The sequence below is a fragment of the Streptomyces sp. FH025 genome (assembly GCF_017427025.1).
In the GTDB taxonomy this organism is placed as follows: Bacteria; Actinomycetota; Actinomycetes; order Streptomycetales; family Streptomycetaceae; genus Kitasatospora.
The window spans coordinates 1-9,929 of the sequence record NZ_JAFLNG010000253.1 but is presented as its reverse complement, the minus strand read 5'-3'; the positions used below and the strand labels follow the sequence as shown (position 1 = coordinate 9,929).

Here is a 9,929-nt window from a genome sequence, read left to right as displayed (position 1 = left end):
GACCGGTGCGGGCAACACTCCGGTGATCTACGGGCTGACGGGTGTCGGCCTGCTCGCCCTCGGCGGCCTCGCCGTCCTGGCCGCCCGACGCCGCAGCCGCGGCCGCCACGGCTGACACCGCCGGGGCCGACAGCGAGGCTGACGGCATCCGCCACGCGAAGGCCGCCCGGGTCGACCGGGCGGCCTTCGCCGTGTGCGGGGCCGGTCAGGCGGGCCGGCCGGTGGACCGGCCGGTCAGCGGGTGTCGGTCTCGAAGAAGCGGTCCACCGTGCGGCGCTCGGCGGCGATCGTGTGCACCGGCTCGCCGACCACCCGGCCGGCCAGGGTGACGGCCAGTTCGCCGACGTCCTGCCGGAGCCGGTCGGCCGCCTCGGTCCGGTCGGCGGCGATCCGGGCGTGCCCGGCGGAGAGGAACCGGTCGCGGTCGCGGATGCCCTCGGCACGGGCGGCGGCGATCGCGGCCGCGCCCCGCTCCGCGTGGTCCTGCCGGATCCGGGCCGCCTCGTGGCGGGCGTCGGCGAGCTCCCGCAGGCCGGCGTCCCGAGCGGCCTCGGCCTCGGCGCGGACGGCCGCCGCGCGTTCGGTGCGGCCCTCGGTCGCGTCGCGCCGCTCGGCCAGCATGCGCTCGATGCGCGGGAACACGTGGCCGCCGAGCGTCCACAGCATCAGGAAGAACAGCGTCAGGCCGAGGGCCAGCGCGAACGGTTCGGGCTTGAGCGGGCCGAGGTCGATGTTCACGCAGACCTCCCTTTTGGTCTGATGGACAGTCAAAGAGGAGGTTTCCCTTGGGCGATGGCGGTCGAACTTTTACCCGGCCATGACTTGCGTCACGTCGCGTTCTCCGCCGCGTCACGCGCGTTCTCCGCCGCGTCACGCGCGTTCTCCGCTGTGTCACGCGCGTTCACGCGCCGTTCGTCCGGGCCGTCGCGTCGCGTGCGCCGTGGCGTCACTGGCCCATGACGTACCTGACGGTCGGCCCGGTGGTCCAGCCGCCGTCCACCGCCAGCTCGGCGCCGGTGACGTAGGAGGAGTCGTCGGAGAGCAGGTAGACCACGGCGGTGGCGATCTCGGGCGCCTCGCCGACCCGGCCCATCGGGGTGTTGGGGTAGTTGCCCTCGCCGCGCTGGATGCCGACCGAGGCGGTCATCGGGGTGTAGGTCATGCCCGGGTGCACCGAGTTGACCCGGATCCGCTCGGTGCCCAGCTCGACCGCGCCGACCTTGCTGAGGCCGCGCACGCCCCACTTGGAGGCGCCGTAGCCCGCGGTCAGCGCCAGGCCCATCAGGCCGGCCGCCGAGGAGATGTTGACGATCGAGCCGCCGCCGGCCGTCCGCATCGCCGGGACGACGGTCTTCATCCCGATGAACACGCCGGTCAGGTTGATGTCCACGACCTTGCGGAAGTGCTCGACGCTCTCGTCCGCGAGCAGCGTGCCGGTGGAGATCCCGGCGTTGTTGACCAGGCCGTGCACCGCGCCGAACTCCGCCGTCGCGCAGTCCACCACGCGCTGCCAGTCCTCCTCCGAGGTCACGTCGTGCCGTACGAACCGCGCCCGCTCGCCGAGTTCGGCGGCGGTGGCCCTGCCGTCGTCCTCCAGGACGTCGGTGATCACCACGTTGGCGCCGGCCGCGACGGCGAGCCGGGCGGCCTCGGCGCCCAGGCCGCGCGCGCCGCCGGTGATGATGACGGTCTTGCCGGTCAGGTCGTTCATTGCGTGCTCCTTCGGGGGGCGGGGGCGGAGAGCATGGCGGCGGACACCGTCACCAGGTCGCCGAGGAAGGTCTCCTCGTCCGTCAGGGGGGTGGACCCGGTGAGGTACTGCTGCGCCCGGTCGGCCAGCGCCGCGCCGATCAGGGTGAGGACGAGGTCGAGCCGCTCCAGCCGGATCGGCTCCGGCAGCCCGGAGATCCGCTCCTCCAGCAGTTCGATCAGCCGCCAGTAGCCGCCGCCCGCGAGGGTGGGGTGCGGGGTCCGGGTGCGGACCCCGCTGTTGTGGCTGACCTGGGCGGAGATCCGCAGGCAGTGCCGGCCCTGTTCGGTGCGCAGCTCGGTCGCCTCGGTCGCGACCAGGGCGTCCAGCAGTCCGGGCAGGTCCGCGTCCGCGAGTGCGGGCAGGCGCGGCGCGAGGGCCCGCTCGGTGCGCTCCTGGCGGCCGGCCATGATCGCGTCGAGCAGGCCCTCGCGGGAGCCGAAGTGGTACTGCACGGCGGACGGGTTGCTCTGTCCGGCCAGCCGGGTGATGTCCCTGGTCAGGGCGGCTTCCACGCCCCGGGTGGCGAAGAGTTCCTCCGCCGCCCGCAGCAGCCTCTCGCGGGTCTCGTGGCCCGCCGGTGTCCTTGCCATGGGCAACAGATTAATACTGTGCATTATTAACGGCAACGGACCCCGTGGATCACCGGCCTTCCGGCCTTCGCGTCCGGTTACGTCACCTCGCCCCGGCGGGAGAAGCGCTCCTCCCGCCACTCGCCGCTCGCCAGCACCTCGGCCAGGTGCCGGGCCGCGTCCCAGACCTCGGTGTACGAGAGGTAGAGCGGCGTGAAGCCGAAGCGCATGAGGTCCGGCGCGCGGAAGTCCCCGATCACCCCGCGGGCGATCAGCGCCTGCACCACCGGGTACCCGTCGGCGTGCCGCAGCGCGACCTGGCTGCCCCGCCGGGCGTGCTCGCGCGGGGTCGCCACCTCGACCCCGTCCAGGCCCTCGACCAGCGAGACGAACAGGTCGGTCAGCGCCAGGCTCTTGGCCCGTACGGCCGCCAGGTCGACCCGCTCCCAGATGTCCAACGAGGCTTCGAGCGCGGCCTGGCCGAGCAGCGAGGGCGAGCTGGTCAGGAAACGGCCGATGCCCGGCTTGGGGTCGTACCCGGGCTCGAAGGCGAACGGGCGGGCGTGCCCGAACCAGCCGCTCAGCGGCTGCCGCGGACCGGCCGCCAGGTGACGCTCGGCGACGTACAGGAAGGCCGGCGAGCCGGGGCCGCCGTTCAGGTACTTGTAGGTGCAGCCGATCGCGAAGTCCGCGTTCGTGGCGCCGAGTTCGACCGGCAGCGCGCCCACCGAGTGGCACACGTCCCAGATCATCAGGGCACCCGCGGCCTGCACCCGGGCGGTGATCCCGGGCATGTCCAGCAGCTCGCCGGTGCGGTAGTCCACGTGCGAGAGGACCACCGCGGCCACGTCGCCGTCCAGGTGCCGGTCCAGCTCCTCCGGGCGGATCAGCAGGCTGCGCCCGCCCTCGACCAGGCCGGTCACGCCCTCGGCGATGTACAGGTCGGTCGGGAAGGCCTCGGCGTCGCCGAGCACCGTGCGCCGCCCCGGGCGCAGCGCGATCGCCGCCGAGAGCACCTTGAACAGGTTCACCGAGGTGGTGTCGCAGACGACCACCTCCGCAGGACCGGCCCCGACCAGCGGCGCGATCCGCCGCCCCAGCCGGTACGGCTGCTCGAACCAGCCGGCGTCGTTCCAGCTGCGGATCAGCTCCCGGCCCCACTCCCGCTCGACCGTCCGCCGCACCCGCTCCGGCGTGCGCACCGGCAGCGCGCCCAGCGAGTTCCCGTCCAGGTAGACCACGCCGTCCGGCAGGGCGAACTCCTCGCGGAACGCGGCCAGCGGGTCGGCGGCGTCCAGTGCCGCGCACTCCTCGCGCGTGATCATGCGCATCCCCTCGGTCCCTCGGTCTTCCACACCCGCGGTCGTGCCCGTCACGGTGTTCGTGCCCGTCACGGTGTTCGTGCCCGTCACAGCGAGTCCCGGATCGTCCACAGCTCCGGGAACACGTCCTGCTCGGCCGACCTGCGCAGCCAGGCCAGCCCGCTGGAGCCGCCGGAGCCGGGCTTGCCGCCCATGGTCCGCTTGACCGCGAGGAGGTGGCGCTGGCGCCAGCGGGTGACCCGCTCCGCGACGTCCAGCAGCCCCTCGCCGAGCGGCCGGAGGTCGGCGAACTCCGCCTCGGTGTACACCCGCCGCCAGGCCGCCGCGACCTCCTCGGACGGCTGGTAGCGCTGCTCGGAGGGCTCCGGGCGCGGGGCCAGGCCGCGCCGGGCCAGCAGGGCCAGCGCCTCGTTGTACAGGCCGGGGGAGCGCAGCGCCTCGGCCAGCTCGGCCAGCGTCCCGGGCACCCCCTCGTACATCCTCAGCAGCGCGGCGTTCTTGTTGCCCAGCAGGAACTCCAGCTGGAGGAAGGCCGAGGACTGGAAGCCGGAGGCCTCGCCGAACAGCGCGCGGAAGGAGTTGAACTCCTGCGGCGTCATGGTGGCCAGCAGGTCCCAGGACTCCACCAGCACGTCCTGCACGTGGGTGCCCCGGCGCAGCGCGGCCAGCGCGGTGGGCAGGTCGTCCTCGCGCAGCGCCCCCCGGGCGATCGTCCACTCGTGCCGCAGCAGGCCGAAGAGCAGCTCCATCACCTGCGTGGTGACGATGAACGACAGCTCGGCCGGCTCCTTGCTGCGCGGGTGCTGCAGGCTGTGCAGCTCCTCCAGCCGCACGTACTGCGCGTACGGGGTGCCCCGACCCGGCTGGCCGCCCCGACCGAACGACAGGTTGGGTGTCTCCACCGTGTCGTGCCCCATCCCGATCCCTCCTGGTCCGTCCGGGCCTCGTCGCCCGGGGCCGGTGGAGCGGACGGAGGTCCTGGTTCCACCGGGGAGCCCATTGTGCGGCGGTGCCGCCCCCGGCTTGAATGGTCGACGAGCACCACAACCGCGCGTGGGGCTGTCGTTCGCGAGGCGTTCGGCCGATCTGCTTTACGAACGAAAATCCGCTGGAAAACCGTCCCGAATCCGTCGGGGATCCGGCGGAGATCCGTCGGAAGATCCGACGGTCCGAACCGCTCAGGGAGCCGTCATGGACGCCGTCGACCGCCGCCTGCTGGCCGAGCTCCAGGCCGATGCCCGGCTCTCGTACAACGAACTCTCCCGCCGGGTGAGCCTGTCCGCACCCGCGGTGGCCGAACGGGTCCGCCGCCTGGAGGCCGACGGGGTGATCAGCGGCTACCACGCCCACGTCGACCTCACCCGGGCCGGGCTGCCGATCACCGCGCTGGTCCAGGTGCAGTGCTACGGCCCGCGCTGCGTGCTGCGCGACCCCGAGGTGGCGACCTGGCCCGAGGTGCTCCAGCTGCACCGGGTCACCGGCGGAGCCTGCTGCGTGCTGCTGGTCGCGGTGTCCACGATGGCCGAGTTCGAGGCGCTCTGCGACCGCCTCGGCGGATACGGCCCGCCGGCCAGCTCGATGATCCTCTCCAGCCCGGTGCCCTGGCGGCCGGTGGTGCCGTAGGGCCCTGGCGGCCCGGCCGCCTGGCCCTGACGCCGACGTGAAGGAGTAGCTTCCTCGGCATGCCGAACGAGCGCCACATCCTGCTGCTGCCCGGGAGCCTGCGGGCCGGTTCCTCCAACGAGACCGTGCTGCGCACCGCCGCCGCGGTGGCCGCCGCCGTGCCCGGCCTGCGGACCACGTACTACGCCGGGCTGGCCGGCCTGCCGCACTTCAACCCGGACCACGACACCGACCCGCTGCCGGAGCCGGTGGCGGAACTGCGGGCCGCGGTCGAGGCCGCCGACGCGCTGCTGGTCTGCACCCCCGAGTACGCCGGGACGCTGCCGGGCTCCTTCAAGAACCTGCTGGACTGGACGGTCGGCGGGGTGGAGATCTCGGACAAGCCCGTCGGCTGGATCAACTGCGCCGCGCCGGGCCGGGGCGGGGGCGCCGAGAGCACGCTGCGGACCGTCCTCGGCTACACCGGCGCGGCCGTGGTGGACGAGGCCTGCGTCCGGATCCCGCTGGAGCGCGGGGCGGCCGACCCGGACGGGCTGATCGCCGACCCGCTGGTGCGCGAGCGGATCGGCGAGGTGCTGGCCCGGCTGGCCGCCGCCTGACAGGCCTCAGCGCCCGGCCGGCAGGGGCACCCCGAGCTCGTACAGGCCCTCCAGGAACAGCTCGACGCCGACCGCCGCGAGCAGCAGCCCGAGCAGCCGGGACAGCACCTCCAGCGAGGTGCGGTGGGTCCGCCGCATCACGGGCGCGAGCAGGGCGACGCAGAGGTAGTTGAACACCACGACGGCCACGTACGCCCCGGAGACGGCGGCCTTCCAGCCCCAGCTGTTCTGGTTGAGCGAGGCGACCAGGACGGCGGTGATCGCGAGCGGGCTGGCGATGTACGGCAGCAGCAGTTCGCGGATGCCGTCCGCCAGCGGGTTCGTCAGGTGATCGTCGTCGTCGCCCTCCGAGCCGAGGTGGACGCCGAAGACCAGCGCGACCGCGTAGACGAAGAAGATCGCCCCGCCCGCGAGCCGGAGCGACTGGTCGCTGATGTGGAACAGGGTGGTCAGCTCGTCGGCCCCGAAGCCGAGCACCAGGCCGATCACCGCCGAGATGACCGTGCTGAGCGCCGCCAGCCCCCGCAGCTCCCGGTTGCTGCGGGTGCCGGCCAGCCGGGCGAAGGACAGCATGGTCTTCGGCGGGCCGACCACGGCGAAGAAGGTGATGAACGCGCTGCTCAGGTTGAAGACGAACATGGGCCCAGCATGACCGGGGCGCCCGGGGAGACCGGCCCGCCACGCCCCGGGGTCGGGCGTGGCGTGGATCTCGTGGGCGCGCTGTTCGTTCCGGCCTCGCGGTTCATTCCGCCCCGGAGACGAATTCGCCCGGATGGCGGCCCCGGCTCGAACGGGTGCGCGCTCTCGGGTGCCATGGAGGTACGCACGACGGCGGTACCCACGACCAACCCTCCGCGGAAACGAGGAAGCGACATGTGCCTGAACCGTAAGGACCTGGGCCTGCTGGCCCTGCGCGGCGCGGTCGGCGGGGTGCTGATCGCGCACGGCACCCAGAAGCTGTTCGGCTGGTTCGGCGGCGGCGGCCTGGAGGGCACCACCCAGGCCATGGCCCACATGGGCTTCCACCCGGCCCGGGAGAGCGCGATCGCGGCCGGCCTCGGCGAGGCGGGCGGCGGCGCGCTGCTGGTGGCCGGGCTGGCCACCCCGGCGGCCGGCGCGGTGGTGGCCGGGACGATGGCGGGCGCGGTGTCGGTGCACGCCCCGGGCGGCTTCTTCGCCACCTCCGGCGGCTACGAGTACCCGGCCTTCCTCGGCGCGGCCGGGCTGGCGCTCGGGCTCTCCGGCGCCGGGCGGTACTCGCTGGACCACCTGACCGGGCACGTCTTCGACCGGCCGTGGATCGGCCTGGCGTCCTTCGTGGCGAGCGCCGTCGGGGCGTACGGCGTGGTCGCGCGGCGGCGGCACGAGGTGCGGCTGCGCGAGGAGCGGGCGGCGGTGGAGGCGGACGAGCAGGAGGGCTCGGGGCTGTCCTGACGGCCTCGGCGCGCGCTTCCTCGCTCGCCCGTCGCCCGTCGCCCGCCGCCCGCCATCCGTCATCCGTCACCCGTCACCCGGAGGCAGGACCCCTGCTGGCGGCTGCGGTGGGCGGCTCGGAGGGTGGACTGGGAGGCGTGCCGGGCAGCCCGGTACCGGGAAGGAACGAGGGAGCACATGGACCGCCAGCCGCTCACCCGGGCCGGTGCGAAGCCCCCGGCCAGGGCCACCGCGCAGGACTCGTCGGTGACACTGATGAACCGTCAGGCCAGGCTGGTGGCGGTCGTGTTGAGTGCCGGACTGCTCGGTGCGGCGGCGCTGGCCGGGTGCTCCTCCGGCAGGAGCGGGAGCAGCTCGGCGAGTTCGGCGGCGGCCGCGGTGCGGCAGGCGGCGAGCGCCGCCGCCTCCGCCGCGTCGGCGATCGCCTCCGCGGTCGGCGGGGCGGCCGGGGGAGCCGCCTCGGCCCTCGCGTCGGTCGAGGCCCGGGCCTCGGAGGCGGCGGCCGCCGCCTCCTCGGCGGTGGCCGGGATCAAGGGCGGGCTGGACGCCAAGGCGGACGTGGCCGTCGGGCCGGTGACCACCGGCTCGGACGGCAGGGCGCAGGCGCAGCTGACCGTCACCAACCACGGGCAGCAGTCCTACCGGTACGTGATCCAGGTGAACTTCACCGACAGCGGTGGCGGGGTGGTGGACGCGACCGCGGTGACCGTCCAGGACGTGGCCGCCGGGAACGCCGCCCAGGCCACCGCGCGCAGCAACCGGAGCCTCTCGGGCGAGGTCAGGGCCGAGGTGGCGAACGCCGTCCGCTACTGATCCCCGGCCGTTCGGAGCCCGCCCGGACCCCCGTTCGGAGCTCGTTCGGAGCCTGCTCGGACGCCCGGTCGGACCGGGGTCGGAACCTTAAGCGCGACTCAAGTGCCAACAGGACCCCTTGACGGGCGAGTTGGTCTAGTCCATTTTTATTGCCCAGGTGCAGGGAGCCCCTGAACCGGCGTCACCGGCCTCGGCCGGGGGCGCCGGTTCGGCGCATCCCGGTGTCCGTCAAGGCCTGATCCCGCTCGATTCCCCACCCTGACCTGTCATGTCCCGGTCGTCCGGCCCCACCCCGGACGCGAACGACCCCCGGGGCGACGGAACCCCCACAACCAGGAGTCACGCACCCATGCTGCGCTCACGCATTGAAAGGGCCGGGACGCCGGCTCCGGACGGCGCCCGCCGACGCCGCCCGAAGAGCCTGGCCGCCATCGCGGCCGGCACCACCGCCTCCCTGCTGCTCGGCGCGGGCCTCGCGCTGACCGGTGGCGCCTCGGCCAACGCCGCGACCACCAACTCCACCGGCGCGCCCGCCACCAGCGGCGGCATCAAGGTCGCCTACTTCGACCAGTGGTCGATCTACGCGAACGCGTACTACCCGAAGACGATCCAGGACACCGGCGTGGCCGGGAAGCTGGACTACCTGATCTACGACTTCGCCAACATCAGCCCGACCGACCTGGGCTGTTTCGAGGCCACCAAGGCCGCCGACACGAACGACAACAACCCCAACGCGGGTGACGGCGCGGCCGACGCGTTCGCCGACTACCAGAAGAGCTTCGGCCCGGACATCTCGGTCGACGGCGTCGGTGACGTCTGGAACCAGCCGATCGCGGGCAACCTCAACCAGCTGAAGAAGCTGAAGGCGAAGAACCCCAAGCTCAAGGTCCTGCTCTCGATCGGTGGTTGGACCTACTCCAAGTACTTCTCGCCGGCCTCCGCCACGGACGCCTCGCGCAAGCACCTGGTCTCGTCCTGCCTCGACATGTTCATCAAGGGCAACCTCCCGACCGACGCCGGCTACGGCGGCCCGGGCTCGGCGGCCGGCATCTTCGACGGCATCGACATCGACTGGGAGTACCCGGGCGGCGGCGGCCACACCGGCAACATCTCCAGCCCGGCCGACAAGCAGAACTTCACCCTGCTGCTGCAGGAGTTCCGCAACCAGCTGGACGCGCAGGGCAAGGCCGACGGCAAGACCTACGCCCTGTCGGCGGCGGTCGGCGCCGGCCAGGACAAGATCATGAACGTCGAGACCGACAAGATCGGTCAGTACCTGACCTTCCTCGACGTCATGACCTATGACATGCACGGCGGTTGGGAGGCCCAGGGCCCGACCAACCACCAGGCCCCGCTGTACTCCGGCCCGAACGACCCGTCGGCCCCGGCCAAGCCGGGCAACGGCAAGTACTCGATCGACAACGCCATCAAGGCGTGGACGGTCGGCGACTCGCAGTACGGCATCCCCGGCGGCTTCCCGGCCAGCAAGATCAACATCGGTGTGCCGTTCTACTACCGCGGCTGGACCGGCGTCCAGAACAACGGCAAGAACGGTCTGTTCCAGCCCGCCGCCAGCCCGGCGACCGGCGCCGCGATGTCCGGCAACCAGCCCGGCATCCAGATGTACAAGGAGCTCACGGGCTTCGTCGACAACGCCTCCAAGACCTTCTGGGACGACGACGCCAAGGCCACGTACTTCTACGACGGCAACACCTTCTGGAGCGGTGAGGACGCCCGGTCCATCCAGGCCAAGCTCGACTACGCGCACTGCAACGGCCTCGGCGGCTCCTTCGCCTTCTCGCTGTACGACCTGGGC

11 protein-coding genes are annotated in these 9,929 nt (G+C 73.0%); 5 read left to right on the top strand and 6 right to left on the bottom strand.

Annotated features, from left to right (window positions below; translation table 11 throughout):
* Window positions 1-234: 234 nt before the first annotated feature.
* The 5 genes from J0670_RS19025 to J0670_RS19005 form a co-directional block, all read right to left on the bottom strand.
* The gene (locus tag J0670_RS19025) at window positions 235-738 is read right to left on the bottom strand and encodes a hypothetical protein (RefSeq protein ID WP_307806583.1); all 504 of its coding nucleotides are present in this window, start codon (window positions 736-738) and stop codon (window positions 235-237) included.
* A gap of 208 nt (window positions 739-946) precedes the next feature.
* Window positions 947-1,711, bottom strand: coding sequence for a glucose 1-dehydrogenase (locus J0670_RS19020; RefSeq protein ID WP_207812817.1), 765 nt, complete (start codon window positions 1,709-1,711; stop codon window positions 947-949).
* Window positions 1,708-2,343, bottom strand: coding sequence for a TetR/AcrR family transcriptional regulator (locus J0670_RS19015; protein ID WP_207812816.1), 636 nt, complete (start codon window positions 2,341-2,343; stop codon window positions 1,708-1,710). The genes J0670_RS19020 and J0670_RS19015 overlap by 4 nt, the downstream gene beginning before the upstream one ends.
* 77 nt (window positions 2,344-2,420) lie before the next feature.
* Window positions 2,421-3,653, bottom strand: a complete 1,233-nt coding sequence (gene kynU, locus J0670_RS19010) for a kynureninase (protein ID WP_243437221.1) — start codon at window positions 3,651-3,653, stop codon at window positions 2,421-2,423.
* Between the two features lie 77 nt (window positions 3,654-3,730).
* Window positions 3,731-4,561, bottom strand: coding sequence for a tryptophan 2,3-dioxygenase (locus J0670_RS19005; protein WP_207812815.1), 831 nt, complete (start codon window positions 4,559-4,561; stop codon window positions 3,731-3,733).
* 274 nt (window positions 4,562-4,835) lie between these two features.
* Between J0670_RS19005 and J0670_RS19000 the strand changes: the two genes are divergently transcribed.
* Both J0670_RS19000 and J0670_RS18995 read left to right on the top strand, forming a co-directional pair.
* The gene (locus J0670_RS19000) at window positions 4,836-5,267 is read left to right on the top strand and encodes an Lrp/AsnC family transcriptional regulator (protein ID WP_207812814.1); all 432 of its coding nucleotides are present in this window, start codon (window positions 4,836-4,838) and stop codon (window positions 5,265-5,267) included.
* 59 nt (window positions 5,268-5,326) lie between these two features.
* Window positions 5,327-5,866, top strand: coding sequence for an NADPH-dependent FMN reductase (locus J0670_RS18995; RefSeq protein ID WP_207812813.1), 540 nt, complete (start codon window positions 5,327-5,329; stop codon window positions 5,864-5,866).
* Window positions 5,867-5,872: 6 nt separating this feature from the next.
* Here the strand turns inward: J0670_RS18995 and J0670_RS18990 are convergent, their stop codons facing one another.
* On the bottom strand, window positions 5,873-6,505 hold the full coding sequence (locus J0670_RS18990) for a MarC family protein (protein ID WP_207812812.1): 633 nt from the start codon (window positions 6,503-6,505) through the stop codon (window positions 5,873-5,875).
* 234 nt (window positions 6,506-6,739) lie between these two features.
* Here J0670_RS18990 and J0670_RS18985 point away from each other — a divergent pair, with 234 nt between their 5' ends.
* The 3 genes from J0670_RS18985 to J0670_RS18975 all read left to right on the top strand — a co-directional run.
* Window positions 6,740-7,300 (top strand): DoxX family protein, encoded by a 561-nt coding sequence (locus J0670_RS18985; protein ID WP_207812811.1) that lies wholly within the window; start codon window positions 6,740-6,742, stop codon window positions 7,298-7,300.
* Between the two features lie 177 nt (window positions 7,301-7,477).
* Window positions 7,478-8,113 carry a hypothetical protein gene (locus tag J0670_RS39305; RefSeq protein WP_243437220.1) on the top strand — a complete coding sequence of 212 codons (636 nt, stop codon included), beginning with the start codon at window positions 7,478-7,480 and terminating at the stop codon, window positions 8,111-8,113.
* Between the two features lie 349 nt (window positions 8,114-8,462).
* Window positions 8,463-9,929: glycoside hydrolase family 18 protein (locus J0670_RS18975; RefSeq protein WP_207812810.1), on the top strand; the 1,467-nt coding region annotated here is incomplete at its 3' end.

What these genes read in the sequence shown, in the direction of transcription:
- J0670_RS19020 (WP_207812817.1), bottom strand. Translation starts at nt 1,711, where the DNA reads ATGAACGACCTGACCGGCAAGACCGTCATCATCACCGGCGGCGCGCGC.
- J0670_RS19015 (WP_207812816.1), bottom strand. Translation starts at nt 2,343, where the DNA reads ATGGCAAGGACACCGGCGGGCCACGAGACCCGCGAGAGGCTGCTGCGG.
- kynU (WP_243437221.1), bottom strand. Translation starts at nt 3,653, where the DNA reads ATGCGCATGATCACGCGCGAGGAGTGCGCGGCACTGGACGCCGCCGAC.
- J0670_RS19005 (WP_207812815.1), bottom strand. Translation starts at nt 4,561, where the DNA reads ATGGGGCACGACACGGTGGAGACACCCAACCTGTCGTTCGGTCGGGGC.
- J0670_RS19000 (WP_207812814.1), top strand. Translation starts at nt 4,836, where the DNA reads ATGGACGCCGTCGACCGCCGCCTGCTGGCCGAGCTCCAGGCCGATGCC.
- J0670_RS18995 (WP_207812813.1), top strand. Translation starts at nt 5,327, where the DNA reads ATGCCGAACGAGCGCCACATCCTGCTGCTGCCCGGGAGCCTGCGGGCC.
- J0670_RS18990 (WP_207812812.1), bottom strand. Translation starts at nt 6,505, where the DNA reads ATGTTCGTCTTCAACCTGAGCAGCGCGTTCATCACCTTCTTCGCCGTG.
- J0670_RS18985 (WP_207812811.1), top strand. Translation starts at nt 6,740, where the DNA reads ATGTGCCTGAACCGTAAGGACCTGGGCCTGCTGGCCCTGCGCGGCGCG.
- J0670_RS39305 (WP_243437220.1), top strand. Translation starts at nt 7,478, where the DNA reads ATGGACCGCCAGCCGCTCACCCGGGCCGGTGCGAAGCCCCCGGCCAGG.